A 22,030-nucleotide genomic window follows, 5' to 3' on the forward strand; every position below is an offset into this window, starting at 1 on the left:
AGCATGGATACAATATCATGGACATCTCTCGAATTAAATGGGTATTAGCAGGCGTAGTCTCGTTTCTGCTTGCTGCGCCAGGGATTTCTTCGGCCTTTATAACTACCCACTATTCTGCAGATGTTGCTATGACAAGCGTCTCTTTTGAGGCAGAAGGGCGGATTGGGGATCTAAGTGGCACTCAGACTTATGAGCTTGACTTGGGTCCTTCAACTATCTCTCCGGTACAGACCGCCCAGTATAACTGGCCGAACGGGACACCGGTACCATTTACATTATCATACGATAACGTCAGCAACCTTATCACTTTTACCGTAGGGTCCAATACCCTGACTTACCCCCCTGTTAAGATGCTAATTGATCTGTTTATTCGCACCCGTGCTGTAAACAGTGATACAGGCATCCTGGTTGATAATCTCGTATTAAACGGTATTCCTGTAGGTGATTTATCCAATGCCTATGTCCCGGGAACCAGCGGCATTGATATCCTGCAGATCAGCGGTGCGTCGCTATCTAATGGTTTTACCCTTACAGGTCAGGCAACGATGACATGGGTTGGATCGCCGCCCTACTGGAGTAAACTTGGTTTCCTCGTTAAGGTTTCACAGGGCAAGGCTGATCTGTCCCTTATCAAGACCGATTCGCCTGATCCTGTCAATGTCGGCCAGAGCCTTACATATATACTCAATATCACCAACAATGGCCCTACACAGGCCAATAACGTCATTGTTACGGATACCCTGCCTGCAGGTGTGACCTTTGTCTCTGCTGTGCCGACACAGGGCAGTTGCAGCGGCACAGGCACAGTGACCTGCAACCTTGGGAGTATTGCAAACGGCGCAAATGCAACAGTAACCATAGTGGTAAACCCTACAATTACAGGTACCATCTATAATAGTGCAAGTGTGTCTTCTGCAGAATATGATTATGACAAATCCAACAATACAGCGTCGAAAGTTCCTACAACGGTTAATCTACCCCCTGTAGTTCCGGTGGCAGATCTCTCTATTTCAAAAATAGATTCTCCTGACCCTGTGATGGTTGGAGACAGTCTTCTCTATACAATCACAGTGACAAACAACGGCCCTGACGGCGCTACAGGAGTCAAAGTTACAGATACCCTGCCGGTTGGAGTAAGCATGTCATCAGCTATTCCGAGTCAGGGAACTTGCAGCGGCACTGACACAGTAACATGCGACCTTGGAAGTCTTGGAAGTGGTGCGAGCGCAACTGTCCTGATAACAGTAACACCGTCATCAACAGGAACCATTTATAACAGCGCAACTGTCACCGGAAGTGAAAATGACCCGGATATTTCCAATAATACGACGCAGCCGGTATCCACGACAATTAACAGCCTGCCTTCAGTTGATGCTGATCTCTCAATTACTAAGACAGATTCACCGGACCCTGTGCCGCTGGTTGGAGATAACCTGACTTACACGGTTACAGTAATCAATAATGGACCGGCATCAGCTACAGGAGTATTGGTAACGGATTATCTGCCAACTTCGATTGGCTCCCTTCAGGTTGTGCCAATTGAATTGATCTCAGTTACCCCGAGTCAGGGGACCTGCAGCGGAACGTTTGTCTTAAGCTGTGATATCGGCACGCTGGCAGGCGGGGCTTCTGCAACTATTACTATAGTTACAAAGACCCTTTTTACCGGCATAATAAGCAACACTGCCACAGTGTCCGGCAATCAGAATGATCCTGATAATGTCAACAACAGCGCTGTCCAGAATACCAACATTGGGGATGTTTCGAGATTGATCAATATATCCACAAGGGCCTTCGTAGGTACAGTGGACGATAGGGCTATCGGGGGATTTATTGTCGGAGGGGAGCTTCCCAAGACCATTGTGGTCCGCGGACGTGGTCCCTCGATGAGTGGACCGCCTTTTAATATAACCGGCACGTTGTCTAATCCATATTTAAGGCTATACTCATCTTCAGATGGTGCCTACATAGCGCAGAATGATAACTGCGGAGACCAGAGTGATCCCCTGTGTGGGGACAGTGGATACGTTTGTGGGACGATTGCAGAGATCAAATTGTCAAATTTAGACCCGTGTATGCCAAATCCGGGACAGACCTCTCCACCGCCCCGGTGTACCTATGAGTCCTGTATAATGATTACCGTTCCTCCAGGCAGTTATTCCACTGTACTCAGCGGGGTAAGTAACGGCACAGGAGTAGGGCTTGCAGAGGTTTTTGATATTGACGGCGGCACAATGCCAAAGCTAGTCAATATATCCACACGTGCCCAGGTGTTGACAGGATTCAACAGGATGATAGGCGGTTTCATCGTCGGTGCAGGGTCCGGGGACAAAAAGATCCTTATCCGTGCGCGGGGTCCCTCTATGAGCGGAGCGCCGTTTAACATAAGCAGCACTTTATCAAATCCAAATATAAGGCTCTATTCTTCGGGGGCTGAGGCCTATATAGCCCAGAATGACAACTGGGGAGATCAGAGCGATACGCTCTGTTCAGGCAGCGGATTTGTCTGCGGCACAGCGGCAGATATCACGGCAACGGGAATGGACCCATGTGTCCCGAATCCTGGTGAGACATCCGCACCACCAGGCTGTACAGATGAGTCTGCAATCCTGATAACAGTCCCGCCAGGCGCTTATTCAGCCGTTGTAAGCGGAGTAAACGACGGGACTGGTGTAGGATTGGTAGAAATATTTGACATAACTGAATAAAAAGAGAGAAAAGGGGCGTATCTCTTTCCCCTTTTCTCTCTTCCAATACGCATGTATGTGAACTTGATTTCCTTGTCCATCTCAGTGGATGATGGACGGATATATCCTTGCGGCGATTGCAATCAGCAGGACCAGGACGACCGACTGGATGCCAAAATCGGCGCCGAGTCCGAGGGCGCTCTCAGAACCTCTTATCATAAAAAATCTCAGCGCATCTACCTGATAACTGAGGGGGTTAACCCTGGAGACTGCATGCAGCCAGCCTGGCATGATGCTAAGCGGATAGATCGCATTGCTCGCAAAGAAAAGCGGCATGGTCAGCACCTGCCCGATACCCATGAATCGCTCACGTGTCTTTACGATGCAGGCGACTATCAGCGAGAACGTCGAAAAGACGGCAGAACCAAGTAGTACTGTCGCCAGTACACCGGCTATGGCCCCTGCGTCAAGACGCAGCTGCACGCCAAGGATAAGGGCCAGTATATAGATGGCGATTGCCTGTGTAGATGCCCTGATACCGGATGCCAGGGCGCGGCCAAGCACTAAGGCGACCCGGGAGGCAGGGCTGACCAGGTATTTGTGCACCACCCCGAGGTCCCTTTCCCATATCAGTGATATTCCATAAAAGATGGAGATGAACAGCATGCTCTGTGCCAGTATCCCAGGCGTGATAAAGTCAATATAACCCATTGAGCCAGTCGGGATGGTGCGGGCCCGTGCGAGCACCTGTCCAAAGATCATGAGCCACAGTGTGGGCTGTACGAGCCTGGTCAGAAGTTCTACCGGGTCATGCTTCAGCTTTCTAACGTCGGCTTCGGCTACAGCCAGGGTCTGTCTTAAGAACCCGGCGAGTCTTGTAACCTTATCCAAGCCTTTCAGCGGTCCTGCGGGTCCTGACTGCATCCTTAAAATCTCCTCTATCGGCAGCAACTGACACGCCGGTGTAATGAATGAATACGTCATCGAGGCTCTTATCCGGCCCCAGCTCCTTCTTTAACTCATCCGGTCTTCCAATTGCAACAATCCGTCCGGCATGCATGAAGGCAACGATGTCGCACAACTCATCTGCCTCATCCATGTCATGTGTGGTCATCAGCACGGTTGTCCCGAACTCCTCCCGGAGCAGCCGGACGCGTTGCCATACGGCACGCTTGGCGCCAGGGTCCAGCCCAACAGAGGGCTCGTCAAGGAACAGTATCTCAGGCCGGTGAAGCATCGCCTGTGCGATCTCAAGCCTCCGTATCATCCCGCCTGAATACTGATTGACCATCCTGTCCGCGTGTTCACTCAACTCCATCAACTCAAGGGCATCCTCTATCCTCTTTTTCCGCTGCACGCGCGGGATGCCGTAGAGCTTGGCAGAGATGAGCAGGTTTTCACGGCCAGTCAGCTCGCCGTCCGCAGATAGCATCTGGGCGACATATCCTATATGCCGCCTGACCTCTTCCGGCATCCGTATAATGTCAAACCCGACCACACGGGCTGTCCCGGATGTAGGCGGCAGCAGGGTAGTTATCATCTTGATGGTGGTGCTCTTTCCTGCACCGTTTGTCCCCAGGAGGCCGAATATAGCCCTGTCCTTAACTGCAAAACTGATCTGGTCCACTGCCACAAGCCCGTTGAAGCGGCGTGTCAGCAGCGTAGCCTCTACTACAGTGCGATCTGTTGGGATTGTATATCTCTCATCTGTTGTTGACGTTGCATTCAAGAAATGATCTTTCTGCCTGAGTAAACAATTATTACTTAGTTAAGCTGTAGAGTCAAGGAGAACAGGTCAACACAAACCTATTCCAGCGTATTGACAGCCGAAACTTATACTGCTAATTTGTAAATTAACCATATTTGTATTTTATATATCAGCCATCCTGTTGAATAGAAAGAAGAGGGTCCTATGTTATTAGAATATATTCAGGCAGCAATGGGTGAAACAGAATTTAAAAAATTAGAAGATGGAAGTGACAACTTCCTATGCATGTCATCAACCGTCACAAGAAGAGAGCTGATCAGATCCCGAATCCTCATGGAAGTGGGGACATAAGTATAAATCTTGTTAAAGAAATGCTACGGCAGGCAGGTATCAGTAGTGAAGCGTGGGAAAAGGCTTAACGGGATATTCGCAGATGACACAATATAACTTTACCCTCATAAGGGAGAGGCAGAATAAAAGCAGGTTTCAGAGGGCGCGGCGTGTTACAGAAAAACTCGTAAGAATCCTTTCTGAGAAATATAAGGTAAGCAAGATTGTTCTAATCGGCTCATGTCTTGACGAAGGACATTTTCATTCACGTTCAGACATAGACCTGTGCGTTGAAGGACTCTCTGATTCGGACTATTTTCGTGCGCTTGGGGACTTGATTGCAGAGTCTGAAGAGTTTGGTGTTGACCTGATACCTATGGAAGACGCCACTGAAAGGATGCGGGCCTACTGTGGGGAAGGAGAGATAGTCTATGAGCGGAAATGAAATACTTGTCAGGCGCATCGTATCGGAAATCAACGCGGAATTATCGAATATTCAGAGATTACTCAATGAATATAGTGAGTTTCTTAGTCAATATAAGTTGGTTAATAAGTATCTATTGAGGGCAAAGGCTTCATATTTGACTGACTTTTATATGGGAATAGAAAGAATCTTCCAGATAATTGCGACAGAGATTGACGGCGGTATTCCGCGAGGGGAAGAGTGGCACAAAAGGCTTTTGCTAAATATGACATTAGAGATTGAGGGGGTCCGTCCTGCAGTAATCTCCCCGGGCCTATGTAATAGTCTAAAGCCTTTTCTTGGTTTCAGGCATGTCGTTAGACAGGCATATGGTTTCCAACTTGAAGAGGCAAAACTTGAGGACCTTGCTGCGCAACTTGAAAAGACATCCAAGGGCCTTTCGTCTGAAATAGCGAACTTCTGCGAGACACTGAAGAGGCAGGTATCAGGTGAGCCGTCAAAGTAGACATCATGATTCACATCTTGCCAGCAATACCATAGTGCTGGTATAATTCTTGCTGTAATATTCCGTGTGATATTTTCACGGCCGCCCGCTGTTTGCGGCTTTTATTATGCCATGAGCGTTCATAATTTGAACGACGCAACTTCTGCAAGCCAAATGGCGGCAGCCTGCCTGACCCCTTAAACATTGTCAAGACGTAACATAGAATCCCGCCTTCTTACAGCATGAATTGTGAAATTCTTAATACTCTTTATGTAAAAAGTAATGGAGATATTCCGTGTAATTGTGATTTTGGTGAACAAATATTATTGGGAAAGGTTGCTCCTGATGAACCGTCATGGAACATTTTAAATGTCTTAACAAATGAGAAATATGCGCATATTAGAAAAACCCTTGCTTCAGGCACAATGCCATGGGGGGATATTTGCGGAAAGTGTGCTTTTATACGGGGAAATGAGTCGCTTACGGATTATTTGGCTCAAAAGAAAATCAGAAAAATTCAAATAGAACCTTCGCTTGCTTGTAATCTCAGATGTCCTTGCTGTAGTAACCAAACCCACAGGAAAACACGGCCAAAACAGCATTTGATGACTTTAGAAGTATTTAAGGTTTTAATGAGCAGTCTCACACAAAATTCATATCTAACTGAGTCAATCGAATATTGTGGCCAAGGCGATCCTTTGATGCATCCAAAATTTGTGGAATTTGTAAAAATTGCACGGTTATATTATCCGTCTGCTATTCAACGGTTGATTACAAATGGTAATTTTGATTATTGCAAGACTATGAATAACGAATTGATTGAACAACTATATGTATCTTGCGATGGAGTTTTCCAAGGCAGTTATGAGAAGTACAGAATTGGCGGAAGTGTTGATAAAGCGATTAAGTTTATGAAAGATGCAAAGAAGTCAGGAAATGTGCGGAAATTAATATGGAAATATATTTTATTTGAATTCAATGATAGTAATGAAGAGCTCATTGCTGCCCAGCATTTGGCAAATTCCATTGGTGTCGATCTATTAATGTTTGTGTTTACTCACTCTCAGTTTAAGTCAATAAAATACAAACCTGAAACGATCAGCGAGCTGCCGATCATATATCCAATTGTGACGACGAACCATACGAGCCAGATTGAGGAAAAAAATAGAAATAAAAGACAAAAAGCCTCTTTGAATTATGCTATCCGCTGTTATAAACGATTATTAGGGCTTGTTAAATAAACTGTTTCTGGAATTCACCCACATGAATTTTAATATTATGCCTTTAAAATATTTCAAAATGCTAATGCATTTCCTCCGACTTATTTTTCGCAGCAGCTACATGATCCGGAGCATGGTCATCCGTGACATCCGGCGGCGCTATGTCGGGTCATTACTTGGGATATTCTGGTCTGTAATACAGCCGCTTACACAACTATTAATCTATTATTTTATCTTCTCCGTCGTCTTTAAAATGAGGCTGGGGCCGGAATATGGGGAAACACATTATGCTGTATGGCTGATCTCGGGTCTATTGCCGTGGCTACTCTTTGCTGACGTGCTGAACCGTTCGCCCAATTCCGTTCTGGAGCAATCAAGCCTCATCAAGAAAATGGTATTCCCCTCTGAGATCCTGCCTATCGTGACCCTGTCTTCTGCCATTATCAGCCATCTCATTGGCATGGCCATACTAATCGGTCTGCTCGTGGCACTCGGAGGGGCGATTACTATAAAGATAATCCTGATCATCCCTTATCTTTTTGCACTCGGGCTTTTTAGCCTCGGTATCTCATGGATACTGTCATCCCTGAATGTCTATCTCAGGGATATAGGTCAGGTAATCAGCGTGTTTGTCACTATCTGGTTCTATTTAACACCGGTAGTATATTCACGCCAGTTCGTCCCGTTACGTCTTCAGAAAATATATGCCCTAAACCCAATGCTCCATATCATCGAGGGCTACCGGATGGCCCTTCTGGGAAAGACAGATATGGATATTGGAGGATTTGGTTATGCCCTGGCAGCAGGGGTGATACTTCTTGTCATCGGTGCGTTTACCTTCAGGAGACTTAAACCCGCATTTGCAGATGTACTGTAAGATAGATGGTTTTAAACAGAACGACGGATTTGCGCGAAGTGGCCGCAATCTGCTACGGATATGATATAATAATATGCAATATACCTTTAATGAAAAGGGAGGGAACGGTAATGGAAACTTTAAAGCAAGAGGCAATCAGAGTGATATCACAATTGCCTGACACGGCCAATATTGAAGATATTATGTATGAGCTTTACGTGATTGATAAAGTCAAAAAGGGAAGAGAGGCAGCAGAGCGGGGGGACAAGCCCCTCAACTGCAGTTCACCGGGAATTGCTGATCATGGCTTCTTAGAATAATTGATATCACAGAACTTGCTTTGCTAAAATTGGCTTGTTTTCCCCATGAAGATAATAGACCAGCACAAAATAACCGCGGTTGTAAAAGAAGGAAGCCTGGGTCTTATGAAAGAGAGGTTTTTATGTTGATTGAATATATTTATGCAGTAATGGAAAAGGCAGAATACAAAAAATTAGATGATGAGAGCTGGTTTGCAGAGATACCAGGATTTGATGGTGTCTGGGCAAATAGTAAGACAGTTGAAGAATGCAGGAAAGAACTTATAGAAGTACTGGAAGAATGGATTATTATAAAACTAAAAGATAAAGATACATTACCATTGGTAAAAGATATAGATATTAATATTAAGGAAGTGATTGCCACTTAATTATGTCGTCCACTATCTCTCGAAGAGAGCTGATCCGAAAATTCAGATCATTAGGATACGAAGGACCTTATTCCGGAGGGAAACATCAATTTATGAAAAAAGGGCAAAAGAAGATTCGCATCCCTAATCCCCATGGAACTGGAGATATAAATATAACTCTTGCTAAGGAGATACTTAGACAGGCCGGCATAGGTAAGGAAGAGTGGGACAAGGCTTAAGGCTTTTATCAGCTATGACTCGTAACCTTATATGAACGCCATTGAAGTAAACAATCTGACCAAGATCTACCGTCTGTATAAATCCCACAAAGACCGTGTGAAGGAAATCATCAGCCTGAATACGAAGAAATATCATCATGACTTCCATGCGTTAAATGACGTCTCATTTACAATTAATCAAGGAGAGACTGTAGGTATCATAGGACAAAATGGAAGCGGCAAAAGCACGCTTCTTAAAATCATATGCGGTGTTACTAAACCTACCAGTGGAAACCTAAAGGTAAACGGCCGTATTTCGTCTCTACTTGAACTGGGCGCCGGCTTCCATCCGGATTTTACCGGACGCGAAAATGTTTACATGAATGGCGCCTTGATGGGATTCTCTAAGGAGGAGATGGAGATGCGGCTTCCGGAGATTGAGGCATTTGCAGAAATTGGAGAGTTTATAGAGCAACCCGTAAAACATTATTCAAGTGGAATGTATGTGCGCCTTGCCTTTGCTGCTGCAATTAATGTAAATCCGGATATATTAATTGTTGATGAGGCGTTGGCCGTTGGGGATGCTGGTTTTCAATTTAAATGCTTTTTTAAGCTCCAGGAACTCCAATCCAAACAAAAAACAATATTATTTGTATCTCATGATATGAATACTATAAAAAAATATTGTTCTAAAGTTGTTCTACTTGATAAGGGGCAAATAAATTTTAATGGTAACCCTAACGAGGCAGTAAATATATATTCGAAAATACTATTTAACAGCGACAAGAAGAGCTATAGCCAGAATGACATAATTAATGAAGGAGCACAACTATCGTATTCTTCAACAGAAAATAAGGAATTCAGATATGGTTCCCGAGAAGGTGAAATCACAGATATCATGTTGTTTAATTCGAAGGACGAATCCGTTAATGTGTTTACATCGGGAGAGAAAATGACTGTCAGATTCCAGGTTTTTGCAAAACAGGATATTTCGAACCCGGTAGTAGCAATGACGTTTAAGGATATTAAAGGACAGGAGATTTATAGCACGAACAGTCATTTCAAGGGAGTGGATTTACCGAGTCTGAGGGAAGGAAGTGAGGTGGAGGTATCATTTTCCCAGGTGCTTAATTTAATTCCTAATACATATTTCATTTCTCTTGGTTTTGTACGCATGGAAAACGGCAAGATTATACCTATGGACCGCAGATATGATGTTATAGAAATAAAAGTAGTATCAAAAGATAATGATTTTAGCATTGGTATTGCAAATCTTGACAGCCAGATTGAAGTAAAAAGGATTAAAAAATGTGTTGATTAGCTGTCAGAGTCGTGTAGGTATTGCAGTAAAGTTTTGTTTGCAGGGTTGCTAATGTCGGAAATAGATAGGATGTTGAAAATAAATAGGAACAATATAAGCCGAGTTGAGAAGACTGGACAGGATTTATGGATTGAATCAGACTCTAACATTGAATATTCCGATGTAGGAACAGAACAAGAATCTAAAATCCTTGATGAACTGAAACGGACTTCATGGAGAAATGTTGTTGCACAAAGATTTGAACAAAAATCTCCATGGCTTTATAGAATTATTACTGACAAGGGAAGGAGTCTATTTCTGGATGTTCTTCCTATAAAAAAGGACGGATGTTTCCTTGATGTTGGTTCAGGCTGGGGGCAGGTAGCAATTCCCTTATCTCGGTATGGCAAAGTGTACTGTATGGATGTGACACAAACCAGGCTGAATATTTTGCGGGAGATTGCAAAACAGGAGAATTCAGGGCTCAATTATATTTGCGGTAATTTCTGCACCTTTCCTTTTGACGATGAACAATTTGATCTGGTGATCTTTAATGGGACATTCGAATGGCTTCCTTTGGGTGCCCCTCAAAAGGGCAATAAGGAAGCTCAGGAAGCTGCATTAGAAAAGACTTGTCGTATTTTAAATCCCGATGGAATAGTCTATATAGGAATTGAGAATTCTTTGGGTTTAAAATATATAATGGGTGCACCAGATGATCATACTGGCATCCAGCATATTACATTTCTTAATGAGTCCGATGCGGATGCAGCATACAAAAAAGTTACCGGCAAGAAAAGTTTGAGAGTTAGAACCTGGTCATTGGCGGAATATACTCAAATGCTTGTTGAAGCAGGTTTTGTGATTTTGGAGACATATGCGTGTTTTCCTGATTACAAGTTAATACGGCAAATGATCCCAATTCAGGAAGTCAATTCATATATTCTGGGAAATGGAGTGTGTGCACCAGAATATTCCGGCGTAGATGGTGCCCACCTCCCATTCATAGGGAAAATGGATTCTATATACCGGCTGTTAGCTAAGAACGGAGTTGCACAACTATTTTGTCCTTCGTATTCCTTTGTGGCAAAAAAACCAAAATGACCCTTATCAATCAACTTAAAGATTATCTTTTACATGAACGAGTTATTTCTGTTAAAGATAAGGACAGAATTAGCATTTCGTTATTGGTGGGTGATGCCCCCAAAAGAGAGGATGCACTTTCAAGACGCTATATTATATCGAAAGATTACAAACCGGTACTTTCCGTTAAGTTTCTTCCGGCGCCGTGGAGATTTTCTTATGATGATATATTGCAAACACGGGCGCTATATTCAAAACTCGAGTCGTTTAGGGTTCCTCAACTTGTAGGTCATTTTTCCAACACGGATGGTATTTTCTTCGTTGAAGAATATATTAATTCCGCTGTTACATTGGCGGACCTTATAAAAATCGGAGACCTTAATAGCAAGAAGGCAATTGAAGTAATTAGAAGTATTCTGTTTGAAATATGGTCGGTGTCTGAACCTGCAGGAAAGGAATTTATCATAAAGGAGATAAAAAATTATAAGAGTTACCTGCAATACTTAATTCAGGAAAGTTATCTGTTAGACAACATAATGGAGAGTATAGAAAGGTTAATTGAGGCTAATGCTGAGAACTTCCGGCAAGCCTGGTCTACAGGCGACATTATGGATAGAAATATTTTATTATCAGATAAAAACTGGTATCTTATAGATTTCGACTATTGTCATCAGACGTTATTCTTGTTCAAAGAGGCGTATAGAAATATTCTATATGCTAACTGGGCTGAGAATACTACAGTACATGAGATTGCCCCCTGGCTCGGGAAATTTCCAGAGGAGTTGGCCACAATACTTTCTCTTGCATGGGAAAAACACTTATATGCTGAAATATTAGACAAGCAGGCTAATAAAGTGTATGAAAGTTATTTAAGAAAGCTGGCATGGGATATTCTGTACCCACAAATAAATAAGATTGAGGAATCTTTGAAAGAGAAAGAACACGAAGTTGTGAAACTGCAAAAAGAGATAGGCCATATTAAGGAAAGTCCGGCCTGGAGATTGTTAAAAAAAACCAAGAGCATCAAAGATAAGATATTTTAACTAACCTGAAGATTTATGTGATCTTCAGTATTTAGTTCTGTTGCATGTATGCAGCAATAAAGGCACCTTATGTTGTTTCATAAACTTATTAATAAAATCGGAAATACCATATTGCCGGCTGGCTCTAATAAAAATCCATATGACTTGTGGATAGCTAAGAATGAGCCGGATGGGGTTAAGTTAAAGGCTATGCGGAGTGATTCACAGTCCTGGACGTACAGGCCGCTGGTAAGCATAGTAACACCGGTCTATAATCCCCAGCAATATGATTTAACGAAATGCATCAAATCTGTTCTCCATCAGGTCTACGATAACTGGGAACTTTGTCTGGTTGATGGCGGATCGGATAAGCCTTATGTCAGAAAGACGTTTGAAAGATTTGCGGCTGAGGACAGCCGGATAAAGTCGCAGTTTCTAACTAAGAACCTTGGCATTGCCGGAAATTCCAACGCGGCGCTGAAGCTTGCCACAGGGGAGTATGTCGCATTCCTGGACCATGACGATATGCTTTCGCCGTCTGCCCTTTATGAGGTGGTGAAACGGCTCAACGATGACCGGTCTGTGGATTTCTTCTACTCTGATGAAGATAAGGTACCGGCTGATAGTGGTGACAGATATTCTCCGTTTTTTAAGCCGGAATGGTCGCCTGATACCTTCATGTCATATAATTATCTCTGTCACTTCGCCGTCATAAGAAAGACGATTATAGAAAAGGCCGGCGGTTTCAGGGAGGGCTATGATGGGGCACAGGACTATGATTTGTTTCTTCGTGTTGTTCAAAATACGAACAGGATCAGACGGATTCCCAAAGTGCTGTATCACTGGAGGGCTGCCAAAGGCTCTGCTGCATCAGAGCTGATGGCAAAGCCCTATGCGCTCGATGCGGCGAAGAGGGCGATTAGCGGATATCTGACGCTAAAGGGCATGGAAGGGGAGGTCACTGACGGCCTATTTCCAACTTCATACAGGGTGAAGTACAGGATACGTCCGGGGCGGAAGGTCGCCTTTATTATTCCCACGAGGGATAGAGTGGACCTCCTGAAGAGATGTGTGAATTCGATCATCGGGAGAACGGATTACCGGGACTATGAGATCGTGGTCGTGGATAACGGGAGCGAAGAGCGTGATGCTATTGAATATCTGAAATCGCTTACCGATGTCCCCAGTCTGGATTCACGCTTGCGCGGGAATGACGTAAAAGTCCTCTCCTATGCCAGGCCCTTTAATTTCTCTGCGATCAATAATTTTGCAGCAAAGTCAACGGATGCAGAAGTTCTCCTCTTCCTCAATAACGACACCGAGGTCATCAGCGGTGAATGGCTTTCAGCCATGCTCGAGTTTGCCCAGCGTGATGATGTCGGAGCGGTGGGTGCAAAGCTGTACTATCCGAACGATACGATCCAGCATGCAGGTGTATTTATCGGTGTTCGTGGTCTGGCGGCCCATTGCCACAAAGACTTCCCCAGGTCAAGCAGCGGTTATTTCGGCAGGTTGAAGATCATCCAGAATGTGAGTGCTGTGACGGCCGCCTGTCTGATGGTGCGCAGAAAAGTGTTTGAGGAGGTGGGCGGATTTGAGGAGAGGCTGTCTCACGCCTTCAACGATGTTGACCTGTGTCTCAAAATAAGAGAGAAGGGCTATCACATCGTTTTTACCCCCTATGCTGAACTCTATCACCACGACTCAGCAAGCGGCGCAAGCAAGGGGCATGAAGTGGCGCCCACACCTGAGGGACAGGAGAGATTTTCAAGGGAAAAGGAGTTTATGAGGAGCAAGTGGAAGGATGTCCTGGCCGCTGGTGATCCCTACTACAACCCCAACCTGACACTTGAGAGATTGGATTTCAGTATTAAACTATAATTCATTATCCCTTGACAGGCAAGTTCAGCCCACATATAATACACATATATATACACATACTATAAGGATATTCTTAACATGAAAAGAACCAATATCTTGCTCACTGAAGACCAGCACAATATATTGAAGCGCTATGCCCGGAAGGAGACAAAGACAATGGGGGAATTAATCCGTGAGGCCGTAGACCACATTTATCAGGAAGAAGATGTGCTGGAGAAGAGGAGACGCATTGCTTTAGAGGCATATCAAGAGGGATTTCTCAGTATGGGAAGATTGTCCGAAATCCTGGGAATGTCTCCTGTGTCTGCAAGGGAATATCTGAATCAAAAAAAAATCCCATTACAGACACAAGATCAGGAGGAAATCCTGAGAGATGCCCGGAATGCCTGATATTATTCTTGATGCCTGTGTGCTTTCCAATTTTGCCTTGAGCCATTCTCTCCACATCCTGAGGTCCTGTTATAAAGACCATGCCTACGTATCTTCATTCGTGACAGTTGAAAATCTAAAGGGGATTCTGAGTGGATACCGTGAACTGGGAGAGATCAGAAAAGCTTTAGCTGATGAATGGCTCATTGAAGTTTCTCTCGATGATACGAAAGAGAAAGCGTTCTTCGAGAACTTGTCTGTTTCTCTTGGGGCAGGGGAGGCCTCCAGCATTGCGATTGCGAAAGTCCGGGGATTTGTGTTCGCCTCAGATGACCGGGTTGCCCGAAGAGAGGCTGAGCTTCTCGGAGTCCCTGTTACTGGCACAGTGGGTATCCTTTATAAAGCAGCAAAGATGAAATTAATCACGTTACGCAAAGCTGACAATATCCTGAACCGGATGATAGAAAAAGGTATTTATTCCCCTGTGAAATCGCTTAGAGAGCTAACTGAGTACTGATTATTTATGTAATCCAGTCATAGATAAGATTGAAGTAAGTCCTGTAGTGTATTTATTAAACAGGACTTCATAAAAGTCTTGACTATTCTTAAGTACTATTCATAATAGTCACATGGAAAGGTACTTAAATCCCTATATAAAAAATGACCTTAAAGACAAGATAATTATGCTTTCCGGGCCTAGGCAAGTGGGGAAGACAACTATTTCAAAGAGTTTAGTGTCCTCCTTCATGTATTTAAATTATGATTCAGCCGCAGATCGTAAGATTATAAGTGAAGGTGAGTGGCAAAGGGATGTTGAGCTTGTCTTCTTTGATGAGCTTCATAAGATGAAGGGCTGGAAATCATGGATTAAGGGAGTGTACGACACAGAAGGATTAAAACCTGAAATTTTAGTTACAGGTTCTGCGCGACTTGAGGTATTAAAAAAAGGCGGAGATTCACTTGCAGGAAGGTTTTTCCAATACCGCCTTCATCCATTGACGGTAAATGAACTTTGCAGCCTTTTGAATGAAGATCCCAAACAGGCCCTCGATAATCTTATGTTATTTGGGGGATTTCCGGAGCCATATTTAAAAGGTAATCAGACTTTTGCAAAAAGATGGAGACGATCTCACATTGATACCATCGTTCGGGAGGACCTCCTGGACATTGAAAAGGTCAGGGACATAAAATCCATTGAGATACTGATAGATTTACTCAGGGCAAGGGTCGGGTCACAGACTTCCTACAGTGCGCTGGCAAATGATTTACAGGTCTCGATACCTACAGTTAAGCACTGGCTGCAGATACTTGAAAATCTTTACGTGATATTTCCTGTCAGACCGTATCATAGAAATATCACCCGCAGTTTATTGAAAGAACCTAAATATTACTTTTATGATACAGGGGCAGTAGAAGGAGACATATCCGCTAAACTGGAGAATGTAATTGCCCTTGCGCTCATGCGTGAACTTCATTTATTGGAAGACACGACAGGAAGCAAGGTGGCCTTGCATTATTTGAGGGACAAGGACAAGAACGAAGTGGATTTCCTGACCCTGATTGATAATAAACCATCACTTATGATTGAAGTTAAAGTTAGTGATGATGAATTTTCAAAGGCCCTTTACAAATTTCATAGTTACCTTCCGGATGTAAAGCCGTTGCAGCTTGTATACAAACTGAATAAGAAAAAGGCAACTCCCAGGATGAAAATGTTGCCGGTGCATGAATTCCTCGCAAATATTGAGATGGATTAAATGGATAATTTCTTGAAATAGCACAGATTCCATCAGTCCAAAAACAAAGAATTTCTGGCTCCTTATTTTAAAACACCAAAATCACATATCTTCTCGTCAAGTAAATTCTGTATGATCAATCTGTAAAATGGAATTATCAATTCTAATTGTCAATTGGAACACAAAAGAGTTTTTAGAAGGTTGCTTGCAATCCATATATGGCTCTGTAAAAAACATCTCCTTTGAAGTCATTGTGGTGGATAATAATTCCGGTGACGGCAGCGCAGAGATGGTCAGAAAGAATTTTCCTGAGGCACGTCTTATCGAGAATAAAGATAATGCAGGATTTGCAAGAGGGAATAATCAGGCATATGCATTCTCAAAGGGGAAGACGATAGGTGTCCTGAATCCTGATACGATTATTTATCCGGGCACTTTTGAGAAAATGGTGGCCTACCTGAATAGCCACGCAGGTGTTGGGGCTGTAAGCTGTAAGTTCTTAAACCCAGACGGCTCCCTGCAACGGCAATACTACAGGCGATTTCCCACAATATCCACGGTCTTCTTCCGTTATACAGGGCTTGGCCAGAGGATAGACACGCGCTTTTTCCGTGGCAAGGCTTTAAGCTCCTTCTTCTACAGTGACAAGACATTTGAACAGACTGAAAAGATTGAACAGCCCGGAGCTACGTGTCTCGTGATGAGGCGCTCTCTCATTGAAAAGACCGGCCTATTTGACGAGCAGTTCCCGATACTGTTTAACGATGTAGACCTCTGCAAGAGGATATGGGATGCCGGCTATGAGATCCACGTCCTGTCAGACGCGCATATCACACATTATGGCGGGGCTAACATCGGGAAGATGCCCGGCGAAGAATTCTCCCGGATTGCCTTTGATGGGGTCTTGAATTATTTCAGGAAACATCGGGGATGGATACGATCCGCAATTGTTTACATTCTTATCAAGATGAATTATTGGGCAAAGATGTAGGCTCGCTTCCGTTTGGTCATAATTCTGCTATAGTGGCTTTAATATCAGATTAAACGTTATGAGCCTTGACTCACAGAGATTCATGGAAACGTCATTCCCGCGTAAGCGGGAATCCAGACCGAGGGCCTGGTTCTGGATTCCCACTTACGTGGGAATGACGGGTTAAAAATCTTGCGGGGACAGGTTCCGTGGGAATTACACGTACACAGGAGTATTTTCAGTTGAATATATGACATTGTTGAATACTAAGAGGTTATAAGTTATAATTGCCATGTAAAATTAACCTATCAGGTAATCCAAATGTTTAACCGTCTTATAAATCTTCCCGTTGGAAAACACAGCCTGTTTTTATTTGGGCCTCGTCAGACTGGTAAGACAACATTGGTTCAAACTCTTTTGTCTGCCGGCATTCCTCATTTTGCCATCAATTTGCTTGATACAGAAACGTTAATAAAATACAGTCGTGAGCCGGCCCTTTTTCTAAAGGAAATCGAATATTGGGTTAAGAAGCATCCCCGGGGGGTTGTGTTTGTTGACGAGATCCAAAAGATTCCCATCCTTCTGGATCAGATCCATACTATGATTGAAGCCTATAAAGGCCGTCTAACATTTATAATGACTGGTTCAAGTGCGAGAAAGATTAAACGGGCTCCCGCAAACCTTCTGGCAGGCCGGGCATGGACGTATAAACTGTTTCCGCTGACTTATCCTGAGATAGGCGATTACTTCCGCATCGAAGATGTATTGAGATATGGTTCGCTTCCTGTTATTTTTACAATGGAAGATGAAGATCGTGTAAGAACACTCAAGGCTTATGCGGATACCTATTTGAAGGAAGAGATACTTGCTGAATCTCTTATCCGTAATGTTCCAGCCTTCAGTCGTTTCCTGGAACTGGCTGCAGACCAAAGCGGCATGTCTGTTAATTACAATAACTTTGCGAGGGAGACAGGTGTTGCTTCAAAGACTATAAGGGAATACTACCAGGTGCTTGAAGATACCCTTCTTGCTTTTTCCCTTCAGCCATATTTGAAAAGTGCGCGTAAACGCCTTGTTTCCCACCCAATCTTCTACCTGTTTGATCTCGGGGTTATTAATACACTCTGCCGCCGTCTCACGGTTGAACCTGTAAAGGGGACTGAGTTATATGGCCGGTTATTCGAGCATTTCATTATTCTTGAGATTTACCGGCTGAATCACTACTCAGAAAAAGACTGGCCAATGTACTACTGGCGCACAGGGCAGGGAGCTGAGGTTGACCTTGTTCTTGAGACAGACAAAGGATTATTGGGAGTGGAAATTAAAAGCAAAGGCCGTGTTCGCCAGTCCGACCTTCGCGGGCTATTTAATTTTCTTGGAGATTATAAGGGTTCACGTGGGCTTTGCATCACTACCTCTGACCGTCCCTATGAAGCCGGTGGTATTGAATGCCTCCCATGGCAGAACTTTCTCCAGGAGTATTTTTTTACTCGATAAGCCAAAAGCCGGATAAATTAATTCCCGAAGGCCCTTCAAGTTTAAAGATGAATTTATCCATCAGCAAGTGGATCCGGGATGAAGGCTATTAGATTTGCGTCCTGACAAATGCGCATATCACACATTATGGCGGGGCTAACATCGGGCCACTGTCGCAGGAACGATTCTCCCAGATCGCCTTTGACGGCGTCCTGAATTATTTCAGGAAACATCAGGGATGGATACGATCCGCAATTGTTTACCTTCTTATCAAGATGAATTATTGGGCAAAGATGTAGGCTCGCTTCCGTTTGATCATAATTCTGCTATAGTGGCTTTAATATCAGATAAAACGTTATGAGCCTGGGCTCACAGAGATTCATGGAAACGTCATTCCCGCGTAAGCGGGAATCCAGACCGAGGCCTGATTCTGGATTCCCACTTACGTGGGAATGACGGGTTAAAAATCTTGCGGGGACAGGTTCCGTGGGAATGACGGGTGCGTAGGAGCGTTTTCAGGTGAATAAATAGTGACATGAAGTCTATTTGGCGGAATGATTCAGCAGATAAATTCTCTGGCTATAACCTCTGGATGAATAATTTTGCCTTCACAGATAAAAAGCGCAAGCACGTCCTGTCTGAGATCGAAGGATTTTCCTATAAGCCCTTAATCAGCATTGCAACGCCTGTCTACAATATTGAGGAGGTCTGGCTGGAGAAGTGCATTCAATCCGTTCTTGAGCAGACTTATGCGAACTGGGAACTCTGTATCGTGGATGACGCATCAACAAGGGGAGGTCTCCTGGAGACACTCCAGGGATATGCAGATAGGGATGCAAGAATCAGGCTGAAGTATCTTCCAAAGAATCTTCACATATCAGGCGCCACCAATGAGGCAGTCGGTATGGCCTCAGGAGAGTTCATAGCCCTTCTGGACCACGATGATGAGCTTCATCCTAATGCGCTGTTTGAGGTCGTAAATCTTCTTCAGTCCGAAAGGGATGCTGACATTATCTATACGGATAACGATATGATCAATACGGACGGTAAAAGATTCAACCCGAAATTCAAACCGGACTGGAGTCCGGAGCTCTTGCTGTCGTATATGTATATCAGCCATCTGATGGTCTGCAGGACAGCACTTTTAAGAGATGCGGGCGGCTACAGAAAAGGGTATGAAGGCTCGCAGGATCATGACCTTGCGCTGAGGCTGAGTGAGAAGACGGATAGGATACATCATATCCCAAAGATCCTCTATCATGCGCGTACCCTGCCGGCGTCTGTATCCGGTTCCGGTGATGCCAAGCCGTATAGCTTTTTATCTGGAATTAAGGCGGTTCAGGATGCTGTTGCCCGCCGTGGGCTCAATGCAACCGTTGAACGTCCTGATTTTGCAGTAAAGGCAGGCTATGGCATCTATAAGTTGAATTTTAATGATATTGGAAAAGAAAGGGTCGCGATAATAATCCCTACCAGGGACAAGGCGGATATGCTTAAGAGGTGTATTACAAGTATAGAGGAGAAGACCACGTATAAAAACTACGAGATTGTCATTGCTGATGATCAGAGCAGGGAAGAGGCGACCTTGAATTATTTTGGTGCAATCCGTCATAAGGTAATAAATACCGGCGATAGCGGGCATTTTAATTTCTCGAAGATTATCAACCGTGCTGTCAGAGGATTAGATGGCGATATTGAATACATCCTGTTCTTAAACAATGACACGGAAGTGCTTTCAGGGAACTGGCTTGAAGAGATGCTGGGCTGGATGCGGACCTCACGGATTGGGGCTGTGGGTACACGGCTCCTGTATCCGGACAATACGGTTCAGCATGCAGGCATAATCGCCCCGTTGCACGAGGGGCTCCCAGGGCATGCCTTTAAAACTCTTCCGGCATCTTCGATGGGGTATCTATCCTACGCTAAGGTGGTCAGGAACTATTCTGCTGTGACCGGCGCCTGTATGCTGACTCGGCGGAGTTATTTCGAAGAGGTGGGAGGATTCGACGAGGAGAAACTGTCTGAGTCTTATAACGATGTGGATTACTGTCTGAAGCTAAGAGAGAAGGGGTACAGGATCGTATTTACCCCTTATGCGGAGCTCTATCACTATGAAGGAAAGACGCGCGGCAGGAGGGTGCCTGTCAGGAATGAATATCATTTCAGGAAGCGGTGGGGCCATATCAGGATAGATCCTTATTACAATCCGAATCTTGAGGGTTGGCTATTCGATGTCAGGAAGGATATCCGGGAAGTCCTGCCTGTCAGCCGTAAGATCAGGGTCTTACTGATAACCAATAACCTGAACAGTGAGGGGGCGCCGCTCTCCCTCTTGTCCATTGCAAAGGGATTGGATAGGGAGAGATACGAAGTCCTTCTGTTTTCACCTGTAGATGGGGTGCTGAAGGAGGCCTGGCGGAATGAAGGGATAGAGGTACTGATCAGAGAATCAAAGGTGAAAGGGATTGCGGCCGACGAATTTGAGTCTGATATGAAGGGGCTTGCCGGTATGCTCCGCGAACAGGGGATTGATGTCATCTTCTGCAATACCCTCGACACATACTACGGGCATCATGTCGCAAGGGCACTGAACATCCCTTCTATATGGTGCATCCGCGAGAGTGTCAATATCAGGAAATATTTCAGGGAGTATTGCAAGAGCAGGACACTGTCAGGACTGGCTGTCAGGACATATGAGGTTCCGTCTCACCTGATCTTCGTCTCACGTGAGACAGCAAAACTGTACGGGGATCTGCAAACAAAGGGTTCAGTGAATGTGATCTACAATGGCCTTGAGATGGATGAGATAGAAAAGTACAAGATCGCCTGCTCAAGATCCCAGCTCCTGAGGGATTATGCGGTACCGGAGGGGAAAAAGGTTATAACAACCGTAGGCCAGACGATCCCGCGCAAGGGGCAGCATATCTTCATCGGGGCTGCTATTTCCCTCTTAAAGAAGAGGGACGATCTGCTGTTTCTAATTGTCGGAGGCAGAGATTACGATTACCGTGACAGGCTGGAAGAGATGATAAGGCAATCAAAGACGGGTGACTGTATCAGGATTATCCCTGAGACACAGGATGTCTATCCCTATTACAGGCTATCCGATATCTTCGTCTGCTCTTCCTTTGAGGAATCATTTCCCAGGGTGGTGCTCGAGGCGATGGCATTTGGCCTCCCGATTGTGGCGACGAATGTCTTTGGTATCAGGGAACAGATTGGAGATAAGAGAGAAGGGCTCCTGGTGCCGCCTGGCAATCCAGTGCTTCTTTCGAATGCCATAGAATCATTGCTGAATGACGAGGCCAGTGCCATTGAGATGGCAGAGAATGCCTATTACCGGGTTGTGAACCGCTTTACGTACCAGGACATGATTGCATCTTATGAGAGGTGTATCACAGAATGCATGTTTTTGACTCCAGAGCCTTATGACTTAAGGATCAATAGTAGAAAGACGTGGATAGCGATTGACAAGTCTCTCATGCTCCTTGATCAGTATGTGCGATCAGCAGGGAGAAACGGTTACAGGGAGGCGAGCAAGAGGGCGTTGAGACGGCTTTACCGTTCACTAAAAAAGGCGTGATGCAGGGTCCTGACAT

21 protein-coding genes are annotated in these 22,030 nt (G+C 44.5%); 19 read left to right on the forward strand and 2 right to left on the reverse strand.

Annotation, left to right across the window (positions count from 1 at the left end; translation table 11 throughout):
• The first annotated feature begins 17 nt into the window (after positions 1-17).
• Positions 18-2,708 (forward strand): DUF11 domain-containing protein, encoded by a 2,691-nt coding sequence (locus tag IT393_00620; GenBank protein MCC7201161.1) that lies wholly within the window; start codon positions 18-20, stop codon positions 2,706-2,708.
• A gap of 81 nt (positions 2,709-2,789) precedes the next feature.
• On the opposite strand, the gene IT393_00625 is transcribed toward IT393_00620, so the two are convergent.
• Together IT393_00625 and IT393_00630 are read right to left on the reverse strand one after the other, a co-directional pair.
• On the reverse strand, positions 2,790-3,611 hold the full coding sequence (locus IT393_00625; GenBank protein ID MCC7201162.1) for an ABC transporter permease: 822 nt from the start codon (positions 3,609-3,611) through the stop codon (positions 2,790-2,792).
• Positions 3,571-4,380: an ATP-binding cassette domain-containing protein gene (locus IT393_00630; protein ID MCC7201163.1), complete on the reverse strand. Its 810-nt coding sequence runs from the start codon at positions 4,378-4,380 to the stop codon at positions 3,571-3,573. The genes IT393_00625 and IT393_00630 overlap by 41 nt, the downstream gene beginning before the upstream one ends.
• A gap of 219 nt (positions 4,381-4,599) precedes the next feature.
• Here IT393_00630 and IT393_00635 point away from each other — a divergent pair, with 219 nt between their 5' ends.
• The 18 genes from IT393_00635 (at position 4,600) to IT393_00720 (ending at position 22,014) form a co-directional block, all read left to right on the forward strand.
• Positions 4,600-4,746 (forward strand): hypothetical protein, encoded by a 147-nt coding sequence (locus IT393_00635; protein ID MCC7201164.1) that lies wholly within the window; start codon positions 4,600-4,602, stop codon positions 4,744-4,746.
• An 82-nt stretch (positions 4,747-4,828) separates the two neighbouring features.
• Positions 4,829-5,170 (forward strand): nucleotidyltransferase domain-containing protein, encoded by a 342-nt coding sequence (locus tag IT393_00640; protein ID MCC7201165.1) that lies wholly within the window; start codon positions 4,829-4,831, stop codon positions 5,168-5,170.
• Positions 5,157-5,654 carry a hypothetical protein gene (locus IT393_00645; protein ID MCC7201166.1) on the forward strand — a complete coding sequence of 166 codons (498 nt, stop codon included), beginning with the start codon at positions 5,157-5,159 and terminating at the stop codon, positions 5,652-5,654. Before IT393_00640 ends, IT393_00645 begins: the two co-directional genes overlap by 14 nt.
• A 221-nt stretch (positions 5,655-5,875) precedes the next feature.
• Positions 5,876-6,874, forward strand: coding sequence for a radical SAM protein (locus IT393_00650; protein ID MCC7201167.1), 999 nt, complete (start codon positions 5,876-5,878; stop codon positions 6,872-6,874).
• 58 nt (positions 6,875-6,932) lie between these two features.
• Positions 6,933-7,730 carry an ABC transporter permease gene (locus tag IT393_00655; protein ID MCC7201168.1) on the forward strand — a complete coding sequence of 266 codons (798 nt, stop codon included), beginning with the start codon at positions 6,933-6,935 and terminating at the stop codon, positions 7,728-7,730.
• A 110-nt stretch (positions 7,731-7,840) separates the two neighbouring features.
• Positions 7,841-8,029 (forward strand): hypothetical protein, encoded by a 189-nt coding sequence (locus tag IT393_00660; protein ID MCC7201169.1) that lies wholly within the window; start codon positions 7,841-7,843, stop codon positions 8,027-8,029.
• 122 nt (positions 8,030-8,151) lie between these two features.
• The gene (locus IT393_00665) at positions 8,152-8,397 is read left to right on the forward strand and encodes a type II toxin-antitoxin system HicB family antitoxin (protein MCC7201170.1); all 246 of its coding nucleotides are present in this window, start codon (positions 8,152-8,154) and stop codon (positions 8,395-8,397) included.
• Positions 8,398-8,399: 2 nt separating this feature from the next.
• Complete coding sequence (locus IT393_00670; GenBank protein ID MCC7201171.1) at positions 8,400-8,615, forward strand: type II toxin-antitoxin system HicA family toxin; 216 nt, start codon at positions 8,400-8,402, stop codon at positions 8,613-8,615.
• Positions 8,616-8,646: 31 nt separating this feature from the next.
• Positions 8,647-9,915, forward strand: coding sequence for an ABC transporter ATP-binding protein (locus IT393_00675; protein MCC7201172.1), 1,269 nt, complete (start codon positions 8,647-8,649; stop codon positions 9,913-9,915).
• A 51-nt stretch (positions 9,916-9,966) separates the two neighbouring features.
• Positions 9,967-10,998: a class I SAM-dependent methyltransferase gene (locus tag IT393_00680; protein MCC7201173.1), complete on the forward strand. Its 1,032-nt coding sequence runs from the start codon at positions 9,967-9,969 to the stop codon at positions 10,996-10,998.
• On the forward strand, positions 10,995-12,020 hold the full coding sequence (locus tag IT393_00685) for a hypothetical protein (protein ID MCC7201174.1): 1,026 nt from the start codon (positions 10,995-10,997) through the stop codon (positions 12,018-12,020). The genes IT393_00680 and IT393_00685 overlap by 4 nt, the downstream gene beginning before the upstream one ends.
• Before the next feature lie 69 nt (positions 12,021-12,089).
• Positions 12,090-13,880 (forward strand): glycosyltransferase family 2 protein, encoded by a 1,791-nt coding sequence (locus IT393_00690; GenBank protein ID MCC7201175.1) that lies wholly within the window; start codon positions 12,090-12,092, stop codon positions 13,878-13,880.
• Positions 13,881-13,958: 78 nt separating this feature from the next.
• On the forward strand, positions 13,959-14,270 hold the full coding sequence (locus IT393_00695) for a UPF0175 family protein (GenBank protein ID MCC7201176.1): 312 nt from the start codon (positions 13,959-13,961) through the stop codon (positions 14,268-14,270).
• Positions 14,263-14,766, forward strand: a complete 504-nt coding sequence (locus IT393_00700) for a DUF3368 domain-containing protein (GenBank protein MCC7201177.1) — start codon at positions 14,263-14,265, stop codon at positions 14,764-14,766. The genes IT393_00695 and IT393_00700 overlap by 8 nt, the downstream gene beginning before the upstream one ends.
• Positions 14,767-14,878: 112 nt before the next feature.
• The gene (locus IT393_00705) at positions 14,879-16,006 is read left to right on the forward strand and encodes an ATP-binding protein (protein ID MCC7201178.1); all 1,128 of its coding nucleotides are present in this window, start codon (positions 14,879-14,881) and stop codon (positions 16,004-16,006) included.
• Between the two features lie 127 nt (positions 16,007-16,133).
• Positions 16,134-16,976 carry a glycosyltransferase family 2 protein gene (locus IT393_00710; protein ID MCC7201179.1) on the forward strand — a complete coding sequence of 281 codons (843 nt, stop codon included), beginning with the start codon at positions 16,134-16,136 and terminating at the stop codon, positions 16,974-16,976.
• 300 nt (positions 16,977-17,276) lie between these two features.
• Positions 17,277-18,452, forward strand: a complete 1,176-nt coding sequence (locus IT393_00715; protein ID MCC7201180.1) for an ATP-binding protein — start codon at positions 17,277-17,279, stop codon at positions 18,450-18,452.
• A 514-nt stretch (positions 18,453-18,966) separates the two neighbouring features.
• Entirely contained in the window at positions 18,967-22,014 is a 3,048-nt protein-coding gene (locus tag IT393_00720; GenBank protein ID MCC7201181.1) for a glycosyltransferase, read from the forward strand.
• Positions 22,015-22,030 lie beyond the last annotated feature (16 nt).

The sequence above is a fragment of the Nitrospirota bacterium genome (genome assembly GCA_020851375.1).
GTDB lineage: Bacteria > Nitrospirota > 9FT-COMBO-42-15 > HDB-SIOI813 > HDB-SIOI813 > RBG-16-43-11.

Excerpts from the sequence above, each read along its gene's own strand:
- IT393_00645 (MCC7201166.1), top strand. The coding sequence starts at position 5,157 with ATGAGCGGAAATGAAATACTTGTCAGGCGCATCGTATCGGAAATCAAC.
- IT393_00635 (MCC7201164.1), top strand. The coding sequence starts at position 4,600 with ATGTTATTAGAATATATTCAGGCAGCAATGGGTGAAACAGAATTTAAA.
- IT393_00685 (MCC7201174.1), top strand. The coding sequence starts at position 10,995 with ATGACCCTTATCAATCAACTTAAAGATTATCTTTTACATGAACGAGTT.
- IT393_00675 (MCC7201172.1), top strand. The coding sequence starts at position 8,647 with ATGAACGCCATTGAAGTAAACAATCTGACCAAGATCTACCGTCTGTAT.
- IT393_00720 (MCC7201181.1), top strand. The coding sequence starts at position 18,967 with ATGAAGTCTATTTGGCGGAATGATTCAGCAGATAAATTCTCTGGCTAT.
- IT393_00655 (MCC7201168.1), top strand. The coding sequence starts at position 6,933 with ATGCTAATGCATTTCCTCCGACTTATTTTTCGCAGCAGCTACATGATC.
- IT393_00625 (MCC7201162.1), bottom strand. The coding sequence starts at position 3,611 with ATGCAGTCAGGACCCGCAGGACCGCTGAAAGGCTTGGATAAGGTTACA.
- IT393_00715 (MCC7201180.1), top strand. The coding sequence starts at position 17,277 with ATGTTTAACCGTCTTATAAATCTTCCCGTTGGAAAACACAGCCTGTTT.
- IT393_00695 (MCC7201176.1), top strand. The coding sequence starts at position 13,959 with ATGAAAAGAACCAATATCTTGCTCACTGAAGACCAGCACAATATATTG.
- IT393_00650 (MCC7201167.1), top strand. The coding sequence starts at position 5,876 with ATGAATTGTGAAATTCTTAATACTCTTTATGTAAAAAGTAATGGAGAT.
- IT393_00680 (MCC7201173.1), top strand. The coding sequence starts at position 9,967 with ATGTCGGAAATAGATAGGATGTTGAAAATAAATAGGAACAATATAAGC.
- IT393_00710 (MCC7201179.1), top strand. The coding sequence starts at position 16,134 with ATGGAATTATCAATTCTAATTGTCAATTGGAACACAAAAGAGTTTTTA.
- IT393_00620 (MCC7201161.1), top strand. The coding sequence starts at position 18 with ATGGACATCTCTCGAATTAAATGGGTATTAGCAGGCGTAGTCTCGTTT.
- IT393_00640 (MCC7201165.1), top strand. The coding sequence starts at position 4,829 with ATGACACAATATAACTTTACCCTCATAAGGGAGAGGCAGAATAAAAGC.
- IT393_00705 (MCC7201178.1), top strand. The coding sequence starts at position 14,879 with ATGGAAAGGTACTTAAATCCCTATATAAAAAATGACCTTAAAGACAAG.
- IT393_00670 (MCC7201171.1), top strand. The coding sequence starts at position 8,400 with ATGTCGTCCACTATCTCTCGAAGAGAGCTGATCCGAAAATTCAGATCA.
- IT393_00665 (MCC7201170.1), top strand. The coding sequence starts at position 8,152 with ATGTTGATTGAATATATTTATGCAGTAATGGAAAAGGCAGAATACAAA.
- IT393_00690 (MCC7201175.1), top strand. The coding sequence starts at position 12,090 with ATGTTGTTTCATAAACTTATTAATAAAATCGGAAATACCATATTGCCG.
- IT393_00700 (MCC7201177.1), top strand. The coding sequence starts at position 14,263 with ATGCCTGATATTATTCTTGATGCCTGTGTGCTTTCCAATTTTGCCTTG.
- IT393_00660 (MCC7201169.1), top strand. The coding sequence starts at position 7,841 with ATGGAAACTTTAAAGCAAGAGGCAATCAGAGTGATATCACAATTGCCT.